The 15,835-nt window shown below is 40.2% G+C and carries 11 protein-coding genes; 9 read left to right on the plus strand and 2 right to left on the minus strand.

Translation table 11 applies throughout. The features are described from left to right. Positions 1-50: 50 nt before the first annotated feature. From efp to nusB, 3 genes are read left to right on the plus strand one after another with little or no spacing between them, the layout of a single operon-like run. The gene (efp, locus tag ODU45_RS03875) at positions 51-608 is read left to right on the plus strand and encodes an elongation factor P (protein WP_002942436.1); all 558 of its coding nucleotides are present in this window, start codon (positions 51-53) and stop codon (positions 606-608) included. Between the two features lie 27 nt (positions 609-635). Further along, positions 636-1,028 carry an Asp23/Gls24 family envelope stress response protein gene (locus ODU45_RS03880; protein ID WP_002942446.1) on the plus strand — a complete coding sequence of 131 codons (393 nt, stop codon included), beginning with the start codon at positions 636-638 and terminating at the stop codon, positions 1,026-1,028. Then, positions 1,018-1,437, plus strand: coding sequence for a transcription antitermination factor NusB (gene nusB, locus ODU45_RS03885; RefSeq protein WP_002938276.1), 420 nt, complete (start codon positions 1,018-1,020; stop codon positions 1,435-1,437). The genes ODU45_RS03880 and nusB overlap by 11 nt, the downstream gene beginning before the upstream one ends. Before the next feature lie 80 nt (positions 1,438-1,517). Here nusB and ODU45_RS03890 read toward each other — a convergent pair whose 3' ends face one another. Both ODU45_RS03890 and ODU45_RS03895 read right to left on the minus strand, forming a co-directional pair. After that, complete coding sequence (locus ODU45_RS03890; RefSeq protein ID WP_002942449.1) at positions 1,518-2,483, minus strand: LacI family DNA-binding transcriptional regulator; 966 nt, start codon at positions 2,481-2,483, stop codon at positions 1,518-1,520. Beyond that, the gene (locus tag ODU45_RS03895; protein ID WP_398580809.1) at positions 2,464-3,918 is read right to left on the minus strand and encodes a sucrose-6-phosphate hydrolase; all 1,455 of its coding nucleotides are present in this window, start codon (positions 3,916-3,918) and stop codon (positions 2,464-2,466) included. Before ODU45_RS03895 ends, ODU45_RS03890 begins: the two co-directional genes overlap by 20 nt. A gap of 208 nt (positions 3,919-4,126) precedes the next feature. Here ODU45_RS03895 and ODU45_RS03900 point away from each other — a divergent pair, with 208 nt between their 5' ends. From ODU45_RS03900 to alr, 6 genes are all read left to right on the plus strand, one after another. Further along, positions 4,127-6,034: a sucrose-specific PTS transporter subunit IIBC gene (locus ODU45_RS03900; RefSeq protein ID WP_398580810.1), complete on the plus strand. Its 1,908-nt coding sequence runs from the start codon at positions 4,127-4,129 to the stop codon at positions 6,032-6,034. 128 nt (positions 6,035-6,162) lie between these two features. Then, the gene (gene scrK / locus ODU45_RS03905; RefSeq protein ID WP_398580811.1) at positions 6,163-7,047 is read left to right on the plus strand and encodes a fructokinase ScrK; all 885 of its coding nucleotides are present in this window, start codon (positions 6,163-6,165) and stop codon (positions 7,045-7,047) included. A 612-nt stretch (positions 7,048-7,659) separates the two neighbouring features. Next, positions 7,660-10,956, plus strand: coding sequence for a transglutaminase domain-containing protein (locus ODU45_RS03910; protein WP_398580812.1), 3,297 nt, complete (start codon positions 7,660-7,662; stop codon positions 10,954-10,956). Positions 10,957-11,275: 319 nt separating this feature from the next. Next, on the plus strand, positions 11,276-13,801 hold the full coding sequence (secA, locus tag ODU45_RS03915) for a preprotein translocase subunit SecA (protein WP_002938259.1): 2,526 nt from the start codon (positions 11,276-11,278) through the stop codon (positions 13,799-13,801). 114 nt (positions 13,802-13,915) lie between these two features. Further along, entirely contained in the window at positions 13,916-14,275 is a 360-nt protein-coding gene (gene acpS / locus ODU45_RS03920; protein WP_012027718.1) for a holo-ACP synthase, read from the plus strand. Then, positions 14,268-15,371 carry an alanine racemase gene (gene alr, locus ODU45_RS03925; protein WP_136671222.1) on the plus strand — a complete coding sequence of 368 codons (1,104 nt, stop codon included), beginning with the start codon at positions 14,268-14,270 and terminating at the stop codon, positions 15,369-15,371. Before acpS ends, alr begins: the two co-directional genes overlap by 8 nt. The last annotated feature ends 464 nt before the right edge of the window (positions 15,372-15,835 follow it).

Here is a 15,835-nt window from a genome sequence, read left to right on the forward strand (position 1 = left end):
TTGTGGTAGAATAAAACGAATAAATAAAATTTGAAGAGGTATTCAATACAATGATTGAAGCAAGTAAACTTAGAGCAGGTATGACCTTCGAAGCTGAAGGTAAATTGATTAAAGTTTTGGATGCAAGCCACCACAAACCAGGTAAAGGAAACACCATCATGCGTATGAAATTGCGTGATGTACGTACAGGTTCAACCTTCGATACAACTTACCGTCCAGATGAAAAATTTGAACAAGCTATTATCGAAACAGTTCCAGCACAGTACCTTTACCAAATGGATGACACAGCTTATTTCATGAATACTGAGACTTATGATCAGTATGAAATTCCAGTAGCGACTATCAAAGAAGAATTGCTCTATATCTTGGAGAATTCCGATGTGAAGATCCAGTTCTACGGAACAGAAGTGATCGGTGTTACTGTACCAACAACTGTTGAATTGGTCGTTGCAGAAACACAACCATCTATCAAAGGTGCGACTGTTACAGGTTCAGGTAAACCAGCTACGATGGAAACAGGTCTTGTAGTCAACGTACCAGACTTTATTGAAGCAGGTCAAAAACTCGTTATCAACACAGCTGAAGGAACTTACGTATCACGTGCTTAATCGTTTCCTCTTAAGAAAGGAGAGCCTATGACAACAGAATATCAAGGCGAGATTGTTATCGCACCTCGCGTCCTTGAAGTAATTACAGGCATTGCTGCAGCGAAAGTTGATGGAGTACATTCCCTTCAAAATAAGCGTGTAGCAGACAGTTGGTCAAAAACATCGTTAAATAAAGGTGTTTATCTTGAAACTGACGAGGAAGGTCGAGTGACTGCGGATATTTACGTCTATCTAGAATATGGTGTAAATGTTCCTGCTGTATCAATGGACATCCAGCGTGCAGTCAAGACAGCAGTTTACAACTATGCAGAAGTTCAAGTGGCTGCGGTTAATATCCATGTCAGCGGCATTGTTCCTGATAAAACACCAAAACCAGCATTGAAAGATTTATTCGGAGAGGATTTCCTTGATGAAGAATAACAGACATGCCCTGCGTAAGTGTGCTTTGCAGGCAATCGTATCACTTGAATTTGGTCAAGAACCTGTTCAGGCAGCTCAGTTTTCTTATCTTTATGATAGAGAGGAAGAGCAAGAAGGAGTTGAAATTCCGCTCTTTCTCCTTAACCTTGTCAATGGTGTAGCAGACTATCGTGATGACTTGGATAAGGAGTTATCTAGCCGATTAAAAGCAGGATGGACCTTAGATCGTTTAACCTTGATTGACAAGAATATCATGCGACTAGGCCTATTTGAAATCTTACATTTCGAAGAAACGCCAGACCGTGTTGCTGTTAACGAGGCGATTGAATTGGCTAAAGAATTTTCTGATGAATCTTCAGCTAAGTTTGTCAATGGAGTTTTGAGCCAGTTTATTAAAGAAGAAGCCTGATGAGCTTCTTTTTTACTTGAGAAATAAGAGAATGTATCACAAAAAAAGCTGTACCTAATTTTTATTAGGTACAGCTTTTTTTATATACTAGCTCCTGCTAGTAGGCTAATCGGCAGGATATAGTCTGTTTTTGTCAGTTTTTTTCCTTCGATTTTATCAACTAATAGTTCAACCAGCAGGCGAGCTATTTCGGTTAATGGTTGCTTGATGGTTGTCAGTTGAGGATAGTAGTTTTCGATGAAACTTGTTCCATCATAACCAATCAATTTAATATCTTCTGGAATAGACAGTTTCAATGAACGAATGACGTTCCATACCAGCATAGCTGTTGCATCTCCAGATACAAAGATACCATCTGGTTTTTGTTTCTCAAGAATGGCTCGGATTTCCATCTCCTTGCGCACAGGTGAGAAATCACTGGAGATATGAAAAACTTCGGCTTTGTTCAAAATAGATGTGAAACCTACTTGGCGAAGGCCGGTAGGTGAATTGGAATCATCGTTTCCGGTAATCATTAATGGATTGTGACATCCCGCTTTTTGTAAGGTTTGGGCAGCTAATACCCCGCCAGCAAAATTATCGGAAGAGACAATGGGAATGGAAGGAGAGAGGTTGCGGTCAAAAGCGATAATTGGAGCTACGACACGGTCGTAGTCTTGGATACCGAGATTGTGACTGCCCGAGATAATCCCATCTACTTGGTTAGCTGCCAACATTTCTAGATACTCACGTTCCTTATCGGACTCGTGCTGGCTATTGCAAATAATGGTTTTATAGCCTCGATCAAAAAGCTCTTTTTCTAAATGGCTAATCAATTCAGAATAAAAAATATTGTTTATTGTTGGGAAGATGAGACCAACTAATTTTGCAGATTTGCCTTGCAAACTACGAGCTAAATTATTAGGTTTGTAGCCTAGTTCACGCATAGCCTCTTCGACATTGCGAATGGTTTTTTCAGATAGATATCCTTTTTTATTGATAACGCGCGAGACAGTTGTTGGGCTGACCCCAGCTAACTGTGCGACATCAGTTAGTTTTGCGACCATAATCTAAATGGTAGTAGGTTCCGGTCGGATTACCAGTCGTAATGACGATACCAGATTGATCCGCATTAGGGAAGACACGACCAGAAAATACTTTCTCTCCTTTATTGATAAAGATTTCAAAGACAGATTTGTCGATGAAGATATTGGCTGTAAGAGCTCCTGGAGAAATCTCGCAAGAGCGACTTGTACCGAAATCGAGTGCGAATGGCTGACCACAGTTGCCACGGTCTAATGTAATCTGGCCTTGTTCAGTGTCTACAGACAAGACCAAGCCTTTTTCTTCTTCATTTGCGAACAATACGATTTCATGCTTCGTGCCCGCTGAAAAATCAAGTTCCAATTCGTAAACATTATTGGTTTCTTTTTGGGCTGAAAATGGCTGAGCTTCTTTACGAAGACTGGTAATCGCATCGACTGGATATTGGTAGAGCTTACCGTCCTTGATGGTTAATTCTTTAACCAATGACAGACAGCCTTGGTAGTCATAAGCATCGGTTGGATATTCCACATCTGGAAGAGCCAACCAGCTAACAGATAGAGTTCGACCGTCTGGTGCATTAAAGGCCTGGGTTGCATAGCACTCAAAACCATAGTCCAGATTGATCAATTCGCTCGGTTCGACAATGCTTGCTGTTTCAGGATTGAAACTCTGACCAATCTTGTACATATTTGGATAGATATTGCCATAGTCCAATACCTCTTTGTCCAAGCCTTGTGGACAGTAGAGAAGGATGGGGTGCTCACCGACGAACGCTATATTTGGGCATTCCATCATATAAGCGGTCATATCGTTGGCAAAATCTAGGTCACCAACATAGGACCAGTTGAGGTAGTCGTTATTTTCAGCTTTATAAAGTTTGACAATTCCCTTTTTATCCAGATTTTGTCCACCGACGATAGCGTAATATTGCCCTTTATAGTCGAAAATTTGTGGATCACGGAAATGGTCGGTGGTATCTTCTGGTTGTTCAATCAAGACTTTATCAATCTTTTCAATCTTACCATCTTTATCCATCAAGGCACCGATTTGGTATGGATGGCGAACCCAATTTTCATCGCGGACATTTCCAGTATAGAAGAGGAAGAGCTTGTCGTCAAATTCCATGGCAGATCCAGAGTAGGCACCGTGGCTATCAAGTGGTGTATCTGGGTACATAACCGTACCAGTTTCTTCAAAATGGACCAAATCTGTTGACTCTGTATGGACCCAAGATTTTAATCCGTGCGCAGCACCGAATGGGAAGTATTGGTAAAAAAGCGTCCACTTTCCATTAAAATAAGAAAATCCATTTGGGTCATTTAACAGTCCATGTGGTGTTTCAATATGGAAATTTGTCCTCCAAGGAGAACTCTCTGTATTCTTCTTTATTTTTTCAATATATTCGGATGTCCAGTCAGCATAAGCCCTGTAACGCTCCTCTGTTGTAAATGCCATAATTTTCTCCAAATTTTCTAGTTTTTCATTAATATAGTAAACGTTTTCTTGTAAAAAATCAAGTTTTAACAATGTTTTTGGATAAAATTGAAACAAAATGTGATAAACGTTTGACATATTTTATAAAAGTGATATAATAAAACCATCGAAAGTTTGAAAACACTTTCAAAAAAATTAAAAAAATATTTAATAAGGAGATTTTTGCAAGATGAATAATACAGAAATTGCAAAAAAAGTCATTGACGCCCTTGGTGGACGTGAGAACGTACGCAGTGTTGCTCACTGTGCGACTCGCCTTCGTGTTATGGTTGTTGATGAAGGAAAAATCGACAAGGATACAGTCGAAGACATCGAAAAAGTACAAGGTGCTTTCTTCAACTCTGGTCAATACCAAATTATCTTTGGTACTGGTACAGTAAACAAAATCTACGATGAAGTGGTTGCCCTTGGTTTGCCAACAGCGACTACTGGTGAACAAAAAGCTGAAGCTGCTAAACAAGGCAATGCTTTCCAACGTGCTATCCGTACTTTCGGTGATGTATTCGTTCCAATCATTCCTGCGATTGTGGCAACAGGTCTCTTCATGGGCCTTCGTGGTCTTTTGACACAAGAAGCAATCATGGGAGCTCTTGGTGTTACAGAATGGAACGCTGACTTCATCACTTATACTCAAATCTTAACAGATACAGCGTTCATCATCTTGCCAGCCTTGGTTGTATGGTCAACTTTCCGTGTATTCGGTGGTAACCAAACAATCGGTCTTGTTCTTGGTATGATGTTGATTTCTGGCTCATTGCCAAACGCTTGGGCAGTTGCTTCAGGTGGCGATGTGACTCCACAAATCTTCTTTGGCTTCATTCCAGTTGTTGGTTTGCAAGGTTCAGTATTGCCAGCCTTCATCATCGGTATCGTTGGTGCCCAATTCGAAAAAGCAGTCCGCAAGGTTGTTCCAGAAGTACTTGATCTCTTGGTAACTCCGTTCATTACTCTCTTGGTGATGTCTATCCTTGGTCTCTTCGTAATTGGTCCAGTCTTCCACGTAGTTGAAAACTACATCTTGGTAGGTACACAAGCAATCTTGAACTTGCCAATGGGTCTTGGTGGTCTCCTTATCGGTGGTATTCACCAAGTTATCGTGGTATCTGGTGTTCACCATATCTTCAACTTGCTTGAATCACAATTGGTAGCAAACACTGGTGAGAACCCATTCAACGCTATTATCACAGCAGCGATGACAGCACAAGGTGCTGCTACAGTAGCGGTTGGTGTGAAAACTAAGAATGCTAAATTGAAAGCTCTTGCTTTCCCAGCGGCTCTTGCAGCCTTCCTCGGTATTACTGAGCCAGCTATCTTCGGTGTTAACTTGCGTTTCCGTAAGCCATTCTTCTTGTCATTGGCAGCGGGTGCTCTTGGCGGTATGGTAGCTTCACTTCTTGGTCTTGCAGGTACAGGTTTCGGTATCACTATCATTCCTGGTACACTTCTTTATGTTGACGGACAATTACCACAATACTTGCTCATGGTTGCTGTATCATTCGCGGCAGGTTTCGCTTTGACATATCTCTTCGGGTATGAAGATGAGGAACCGGTTGCTGGTAAAATATCAGCTGTAGCAAAGGAAACAGCGACTTTAGCTGACGAAGCTACAACAGCTTTGCTTCCTGAAGAAACTCTTGTATCTCCACTTTCAGGTAATGTAGTTGCTCTTGAAAATGTTAATGACCCAGTCTTCTCATCAGGAGCTATGGGTAAAGGTTTGGCTGTTAAACCTTCTGAGGGTGTTGTTTACGCCCCAGCAGATGCAGAAGTAACAATTGCTTTTGAAACAGGCCATGCTTACGGATTGAAAACAGCGTCTGGTGCTGAACTTTTAATTCACATCGGTATTGACACTGTATCAATGAACGGTAACGGATTTGAAAAATTAGTAGCAGCTGGTGATAAAGTAAAAGCTGGTACTCCAATCGCTAAATTCGATGCTGCGAAAATTGCTGAAGCCGGTCTTGATGATACAACCATGATCATCGTGACCAATACAGCTGATTTTGCTGAAGTTTCTACGCTTGCTGAAGGAACAATTGCTCACGGAGCAAACTTCTTGAAAGTAGCTAAATAAGAATCATAATCCGATTTTAAGGAATCTTAATTTTATTGAACAAGGAGTAGGAAAAAGGTGGAATAGCCTTTTTCCTCTGTTTGTTTCTATGGTATAATGCTAGTGATAAAATTTTTGGAGACAATCAAATGACAAAATTATATGGTAGCTTGGAAGCGGGTGGTACAAAGTTTGTTTGTGCCGTAGGTGATGAACAATTCCAAGTTGTTGAAAAAACGCAATTTCCAACGACAACTCCTTATGAAACGATTGAGAGAACGGTTGAATTCTTCAAGCGCTATGAAGATCGTTTGGCAGGTATTGCGATAGGTTCTTTCGGTCCAATCGATATTGATCAAAACTCACAGACTTATGGTTACATCACTTCGACACCAAAACCACACTGGTCAAATATTGATTTACTTGGTCTGATTGCTAAGGAATTTAATATTCCATTTTATTTCACGACAGATGTGAATTCATCGGCATTTGGTGAAACCCTGGTTCGTAAAGGAGTAAAGAGTTTAGTTTACTATACAATCGGTACAGGTATTGGTGCAGGTGCCATTCAGAATGGTGAGTTTATCGGTGGCTTGGGTCATACCGAAGCAGGTCATACTTACATTGCCCTACACCCTTACGATGTAAAACATGAATTTAAAGGAATGTGTCCATTCCATAATGGGTGTTTGGAAGGCTTAGCTGCAGGTCCTTCTCTTGAAGGTCGTACAGGTATTCGTGGTGAATTAATCGAGTTAAATTCAGATGTTTGGGACGTGCAGGCTTACTACATTGCTCAAGCAGCAGTACAGGCAACCTTGCTTTATCGTCCGCAAGTAATTGTATTTGGAGGCGGAGTTATGGCTCAAGAGCACATGCTTAATCGTGTACGTGAGAAGTTTGTCGGTTTGATGAACGATTATCTCCCAACACCAGATGTCAAAGAATATATCGTAACGCCAGCTGTTGCTGAAAATGGTTCTGCAACTCTTGGAAACTTTGCTTTGGCAAAACAAGTGTCAAGAAATTCATAATTATCTATGAGAACAGATTCATTTGTACTTTTGCGATAGATATATTGAAGAAGAATATTGGGTGAAGTTGTTTTATTATCACAATAACTTGACAGTGAGGTGAGAGTTTTCATGTAACTCTCGCCTATTTTTATCTAAAAAACTGTATTCATAAGAGATAGCCGTTCGTTAATCAAGGCAATCTTTGGGAGTAGGAAAGAATCAGACCAGCTTAAAAAGAGTTCGTCAACAACTCTTCAATTTAAGTTGTTGGGTCGAAACAGTGCCTCAAAAACCAATGATGACTATAAAAGATTAGAGTTGGCCATTGTTGGAGTTCATCGGGTATGAAAAAGAAAAACAAGTTCCACAATTCTTGATGATTATTCATGAGCAAGGTTGAAAATCTTTTTATTAGCGATAGTGTAGTGATGTTTTTTTACCAGAGGAAAGTTGTTGTTTCCCAATTGTATGAAAACGCTATATCTAAAGTAATGATGCAGAGATACTAAAGTCTATAAAAACAGGGAAAGCACAGATAGATAGCAGAAAAAAGATAGTTAAAAGTGTTACAATTGGAATGCAAATTTTAGGCTGGGAAATTATTCTCAGAAGTATTTATATGGAGGACTTATGATTCCAATTCAACAGCATGGTAAGCGCTGGCTTATTTTGACGCTTACCCTTTCTACTTCGGTTCTTGCGCTTGCATCTATCGGAGCATCACAACCGGTTGTTTTTGCAGATGAAAACTCACATTTACAATCACAAAAAAATACCAATAAAATAGAGGTTCTGGACTGGAAAATATTTTCTGAAAAATTGAACGAATACCCCTTGGACCGACGATTCAATGTTTTTAAATTAGGACTTGAGAATCGAGTTGGGACATTATCTACTCGGAAAGAACTAGAGGAATTTGGTAAAAACAACGATTTTTTGGTAATCAATGGTAAAGTTACCCAAAATATTCATGAATCTCCACATATTCTTGTTATGAACAAGGGTGATATTCTTGTTAATAGCCCAGAAGAGTATAAGCAGAAAGTTCAGGAATTACAATTTAGAGGTGACCAAGCTAATCTGAATAATACTATCACAAATTATGCAGCTCAAAGGATTCATGCGCTCTTTCCAATTCATGTTGAATCAACCAAAAGACAGTTATTGGATGCTGCCGGTCTCAAAACAGCTGATAATCATGCTAGAGTACTGAATGACAACTTGACAATCTATTCTCATGGGTATTCTGTTGACAATAAATTTTTTAACGAGTATAGTCATTTTGGCTTTGGTCGAGACGCAAGGGTAAGCGACATAGTCAATAAAATGAATGTTACTAAAAACCTCTTTGCTGCCAATGATGATACGATTCTTAAAATGATTCAAGAATCAAAAGCTAGTATTCAACCAACAGACAGTGAGAAGGTTAAAACTTTTGTTTTAAGCATGGCTAATAAGGTTCATTATGATTGGGAGGCTGCTAATACAACTGGAATTAATAAAGCTGGTTTATCTTACTATTTTGCCTCAGATTTGTTTGCTGTTACTCAAAGAAAATTAGCAACCTGTGTTGGTTTTAGTACAACGGCGGCGCGAGCATTTAATTTCATGGGGTTCCCAGCCTATGTGGTTACAGGAGTAAATGCTAAAGGTGATGCTCACGCAACAACTCGAGTATTCTATGATGGAAAATGGCATACTATCGACGCAACAGGGGTCCGAGGAATTGGTCAGAAAACTGTTTATTCGGACCAGCATTTTAATGATATCGGGAAAGATAGTTATCAAGAAGTTGATAGCAAAGAGCTAGAAAAACTGCCATTAGGCCAAAATAACTATATGGTTATTAACAAGGAATATGAAGAATGGGCTATGAGGCAAAAAACAGCAGATTTACTGTTGTTCAACAAAGAAAAGTCCTTGGTTGGTTTGGATCATATTGCATATGTTGAGCCAAAATATGTGTCACAAGAAAATAAAAAACATTTATTAGACATTTACAAAGTTTTGCAAGAAAAAATAGAAGAGGCAAAGAAAAAAGATTTAAATTTAGATCATAAAAATGGCTATGAATATATTTTGAAATCAGTGGTATCTGATATTGACAAGTTGAATAAATCTGTAAATATCACGGAAAAAGAATTTGCTGAAATTAAAAATTCTATGAAAAATAATAAAGGTTTCTTATCGCAATTAGATAAAGAGGCTGCAGCAAATTTTGAAGACGGAGATGATTATAAAACTTATCTGGCAATAATGGAGGGTAAAAAGCTTCAAGAAGATCCTGCCATTATCAAAGACAATCACAATGTTTCTGAAAATCAATTAAGTCCTTTGAAGGAAGAAAAACAAGCTAATTCTGATGAAGTCACCCAAAATTCCAAGGATGCTTCAGCTCCAAGTGTTAATTCTGCACAGCAATCTGAGGAGCTTCTAGAAGGAAATTCTTCAACACAGGATACAATCTCAGCTGCTCCTTCTCAACAAACACCAGCTCCTAAGGTACCACAAGCTAAAACTGAGTTAGAGGATAAAACAGAGACTTCATCTTTAGGAAATACAGAGATGGTTTCACCGAGTTCAGAAACAGCTCAGAATACAGTTGATTCTAAGGAAGAAAATGATGATAAATTACCACATGTTGAGGTTGCATCCAAAGAATCGAGTGAAGCGCAGGTTAATACAGTTTCCTCTCCACAAGTAATTTCAGCATCCCCAACTTCACCGGAAACTAATTCTGCCGAGGTGGTAACAGAATCAAGTGTAGTTGAGAGTGATTCAGCATCCCCAACTTCACCGGAAACAAATTCTACAGAGGCAGTAACAACTAGTCAAGAAATGGCTGGAACTTCGGTTTCTGCTCCACAAGTAAGTTCTGAAATCCAAACTTCATCAGAAACAGCTCCTGCAGATGAGGTAACAGAATCAAGTGTAGTTGAGAGTGATTCAGCATCCCCAACTTCACCGGAAACAAATTCTACAGAGGCAGTAACAACTAGTCAAGAAATGGCTGGAACTTCGGTTTCTGCTCCACAAGTAAGTTCTGAAATCCCAACTTCATCAGAAACAACACCTACAGATGTAGCAACAGAAGTAACAGAACCAAGTGTAGCTGAGAATAATTCAGCATCCCCAACTTCACCGGAAGCTATTTCTACAGAGGTGGTGGTAGCTAAACAAGAAGTAGCTGACTCACCGGTTTCTGCTCCACAAGTAAGTTCTGAAATCCCAACTTCATCAGAAATTGCTCCTACAGATGCGGCAACAGAAGTAACAGAACAAAGTGTAGCTGAGAGTAGTTCAGCATCCCAACCTTCATCGGAAACTATTTCTACAGATGTGGCAACAGAAGTAACAGAATCAAGTGTAGTTGAAAGTAATTCAGCGTCTCAACCTTCACCGGAAACAACTCCTACAGAGACGGTGACAGCTAGTCAAGAAGTAGCTGAATCACGGGTTTCTGCTCCACAAGTGAGTTTTGTCTCGCCTACTTTAGAGGTTCCTAAAAATGAACGTTTAGACAAAGAAGTAGCTGTAACTGTGTCAAATGGAGTTGAAGCAAATACTCATGAGGCAGGTTCTGTTCCGACATCAGATATTCATGTTCAAGATGCTGGTTCAGCCACGGTGATTCAACCCCAGTCTGTGCTTGGAGAAGCAATTTCAACAGTTGAGCCTGTAGGCGTTACAACTTCTCCTCAAGAGAGAAGTGCAGTAGCTAGTGAGGTGAAAGTGCCTGCCTCTCTTGAACGTAGTAACAATTCTGTTGAGGAAGAAAAAGTGGTCGATTCAAATGCAACAATTGAGAATCAAGAGACAGAGAAAAAAGAGGTCTTTACTTCGGAAAATGTACTTAACAGCTTAGTAACAATTTGGGTAGCTTTATCTACTAGTTTCTTCATGAGATATTTTTCTCGAGGAAAATAATATATTAACACAGGTTGAAGATAATATTTAGCTTTGTGTAGAAAATTATTCATGTGAGCTTTTATTAACTGAATAATATGATAACTGAGCTTTTAATGAATTTCTAAATCTCCGATATATCGCAGATTCCTCATTTAAAATTTCATAAATTTTTCACCTCCTAGGAGTTATTGTGACTAGGAGGTGTTTTGTGGTAAAAATAGTAATATTAAGCTAGCATTTTCATTTATTTAGGCTGTATCCTAGTGCCAAACCTTGAAAATTGCCTAGTTTTCTGCTACAATATATTATTGACTAAAACTGAAATAGGATGAATGATATGGTAACAAATGTACTTCGTTCTCTCATTGAAAATGATAAGGGAGAGCTAAGAAAACTTGAGAAAATGGCAGACAAGGTCTTCTCGTATGCCGATGAAATGGAAGCGCTGACTGATGAACAGTTGCAAGCTAAGACAGCAGAATTTAAGGAGCGATACAATAACGGCGAATCCCTCGACGATCTTTTGTACGAAGCTTATGCGGTAGTCCGTGAAGGAGCTCGTCGCGTATTGGGCCTCTATCCCTACAAGGTTCAGGTTATGGGAGGAATCGTTCTTCACAACGGTGACGTTCCAGAAATGCGTACAGGTGAAGGTAAAACTCTGACTGCAACGATGCCTGTTTATTTGAATGCCTTGTCTGGTCAAGGTGTTCACGTAGTGACGGTTAACGAGTATCTTTCTACTCGTGATGCGACTGAAATGGGTGAATTGTACTCATGGCTTGGTCTATCAGTTGGTATCAACTTAGCTGCTAAATCACCCTTGGAAAAACGTGAGGCCTATAACTGCGATATTACTTATTCGACCAACTCAGAGATTGGTTTTGACTACCTCCGAGACAATATGGTTGTTCGCGCAGAAGACATGGTTCAACGTCCTCTCAATTACGCCTTGGTCGATGAAGTTGACTCAATCTTGATTGACGAAGCTCGTACGCCGTTGATTGTATCTGGTGCACAAGGTTCTGAAACAAACCAGTTGTATTTCTTGGCAGATAATCTTGTTAAATCTTTGACAACAGAAGATTACATCATTGACATTCCATCTAAAACGATTGGTCTGTCTGATTCAGGTATTGACAAAGCAGAGAAATTCTTCAAGTTAGATAACCTCTACGATATTGAAAATGTAGCCATTACCCATTTCTTGGATAATGCACTTCGTGCCAACTACATTATGACCTATGATATTGACTATCTGGTCAATGAAGACCAAGAGGTCATGATTATCGATCCATTTACAGGTCGTACGATGGAAGGTCGTCGCTATTCTGATGGACTTCACCAAGCCATCGAAGCTAAGGAAGGTGTACCGGTTCAAAACGAGTCTAAGACAAGTGCCTCGATTACCTACCAAAACCTTTTCCGTATGTATAAAAAATTATCAGGGATGACGGGTACTGGTAAAACAGAAGAGGAAGAATTCCGTGAAATCTACAACATCCGTGTTGTACCAATCCCAACCAACCGCCCAATCGCGCGTGTTGACCACGAAGATTTACTCTATCCAAGTCTAGAATACAAATTCAATGCCGTTATTGCTGATGTGAAGAGACGCTATGAGAAAGGGCAACCTGTCTTGGTCGGTACAGTTGCGGTTGAAACTTCTGATTTGATTTCTCAAAAATTGGTAGCTGCAGGTGTCCCTCACGAAGTATTGAATGCTAAAAACCACTATCGTGAAGCGCAGATTATTATGAATGCTGGTCAGCGTGGTGCGGTCACTATTGCGACCAACATGGCGGGACGCGGTACCGATATTAAGTTAGGTCCAGGTGTACGTGAACTTGGTGGGCTATGTGTTATTGGTACTGAGCGCCATGAAAGTCGTCGTATTGATAACCAGCTTCGTGGACGTTCAGGTCGTCAAGGTGACCCAGGTGAATCACAATTCTATCTATCTCTCGAAGATGACTTGATGAAACGCTTTGGTTCAGAACGCATCAAAGTATTTATGGAGCGTATGAATCTAACAGAAGAAGAGTCTGTTATCAAGTCTAAAATGTTGACGCGTCAAGTTGAATCTGCTCAGAAGCGTGTGGAAGGGAACAACTACGACTCACGTAAACAAGTCCTTCAATATGACGATGTGATGCGTGAGCAACGTGAAATCATCTATCGCCAACGCCAGGATGTTATTACTGCTGACCGTGATTTGGCTCCTGAAATCAAAGCGATGATGAAACGGACGATTGAACGCCAAGTTGCTGGTCACTTCCTTGGTTCGAAAGATGAAGCTATTGATGGCATTATCAAATTTGCGCATGCAAATCTCGTTGAAGATGATACCTTGAGTAAAGCTACTTTTGAAGCAATGAATCAGAAAGAGATTGTCGAAGAGCTCTATGAACGTGCCTTGAGAGTCTATGATTCGCAAGTGAAAAAATTACGCGATGAAGAACGTGTACGCGAATTCCAGAAAGTTCTTATCCTTCGTGTTGTGGATAACAAATGGACAGACCATATTGATGCCTTGGATCAATTGCGCAATGCAGTCAGTCTTCGTGGATACGCTCAAAACAATCCAATCGTTGAATATCAATCAGAAGCATTTACTATGTTTAACGATATGATTGGGGCTATCGAGTTTGAAGTAACCCGCTTGATGATGAAGGCGCAAATTCATGACAATATTGAGCGTGAGCGCACAAGTCAAGAAGCACATACGACAGCTGTTAAGAATATTATGCCGAACCAATCGCATGCAATTCAGGAGAATGTATCTTTTGAAGGTGTTGATCGTAACGATCCATGCCCATGCCAATCTGGCAAGAAATTTAAAAATTGTCACGGCCGTAAATAGGAATGACGCGTGGACTGGACGGCTGTCCAGTCCTTTTGCAATTTTTAGACAAGTCACTAGAGTCAGTTCGTTTATTTTGATAAATGAAATGACTATGCAAAAGGAGACCGATTAATGATAGTAGGACATGGCATTGACCTTCAGGAGATGGAGGCGATTGAAAGTGCCAGAATCAAACACCAAGGGTTTCCCAAAAAGATTCTCACAGAGAAAGAATTTGAACGGTATCAAAGTCTGTCTGGTCGCCGTCAGTTAGAATATTTAGCTGGACGTTGGTCAGCCAAAGAAGCGCTGACCAAGGCCTTGGGGACAGGTATTGGTAAGATAGGATTTCATGATATTGAAATTCTGAATACCAGCAAAGGAGTTCCCTATGTGACGAAGAGTCCCTTTGATGGGAATATTTGGCTCAGCATTAGCCATTCAGGAAATTTTGTACAAGCTAGTGTGATTTTGGAGGAGAAAGATGATTGAAAGTGAACATCGACCCACGCAAATTCGTGTTAACTTAGATGCGATTGCGGAAAATTTCGAGCAAGTAATGACCAACTTGCCCCCGAAGACCGAAGCGTTTGCTGTTGTTAAGGCGAATGCTTATGGTCATGGAGCTGTTGCGGTAGCGAAAAAGCTATCCAGTCAAGCAGCTGGCTTTTGTGTTTCGAATTTGGATGAAGCATTAGAGCTACGTAAAGCAGGTATCGAGCATCCTATCTTGATTTTAGGAGTGGTTCCTGTACGTTTTTTACCAGTAGCTCATCAACTCAATATCAGTGTGACAGTTGCCAGTCTGGACTGGTTGCAAGATGCAAAAGACTTAGAGGCGGATTTATCTGGTCTAACTGTCCATCTTAAGCTAGATACTGGTATGGGGCGGATTGGTTTTAGAAAAATAGCCGATTTGCTACAAGCGATTGCTATCCTTGAAGAATTAGAGTATGACATCGAAGGAGTCTATACTCATTTTGCTACTGCGGATGAGGTTGATCAGGCGCACTTCGAGAGTCAACTGTCTGTTTTTAAAGAATTTTTGGATGTTCTACCAATTACTCCGCGCTGGATTCATGCCAGCAATTCAGCAACAAGCATTTGGCATGCTGATACAGTATTTAACCTGGTTCGTTTGGGAAACATTCTTTATGGACTTAATCCAAGTGGACGAGTACTAGAACTCCCGTTTGAGGTTCAACCAGCCTTATCTCTCGTATCTGAAATTGTTCATGTAAAGCAGGTTGAAGCTGGCACAACAATTGGCTACGGAGCTACTTATCACAGCACCGACTCAGAATGGATTGCGACCGTTCCGATAGGATATGCAGATGGTCTCGTACGAAGCTTACAAGGCTTATCAGTCTTAGTCGATGGGCAGGCCTGTGAAATTGTAGGGCGTATTTCGATGGATCAGATCACCATTCGTTTACCTCATGCTTATCCACTTGGTCAAAAAGTCACCCTAATCGGTCAAGATGGAGATAAAACGATCTCTGTTCAGGAGTGGGCTGATCGCATCGGAACCATAAATTACGAGGTAGTTTGTCTTTTGACAGATCGCCTACCTCGAATTTTTGAGTAACAGCGATAGTGAAAGTGACGATAATACGCCTCTTTCGCTAGAATAGAAGGGTAAAATATTAGAGAAGTATTACCTAGATATTGTCTATAATACAAATATCGTCATTTAGTTGACTTTTATTACTTCGATGTAAGGGGAGTGGGAAAGATTCGACTAGGTCAAAAAGAGTTCCCCTCACTTCCAAGCAGTTGGCTCGGGCTAAAATAGTCCACTGGACTGTTAAACCCAATCAACCACTGCGCTGAGATGTTGACACTAACTTTGAGTTTTCGTATAAAAAGCCTAAAAAATAGCTTAGAATTGCATCGTTAGAAACGTTGATTCTAAGCTATTTTTGTTATGTGACTTTTAGTCCGTCACGCTCCGTAAGGTGCGTGACAAATAAACCACCCGCTATGCGGGTGCGCGACGAAGGTTATACCAAAAAACTCCAAACGCGATACAATAAAGGTGTTCAAGCCATT

The sequence above is a fragment of the Streptococcus sp. 2022WUSS135 genome, from assembly GCF_044427045.1.
Taxonomy (GTDB): domain Bacteria; phylum Bacillota; class Bacilli; order Lactobacillales; family Streptococcaceae; genus Streptococcus; species Streptococcus hashimotonensis.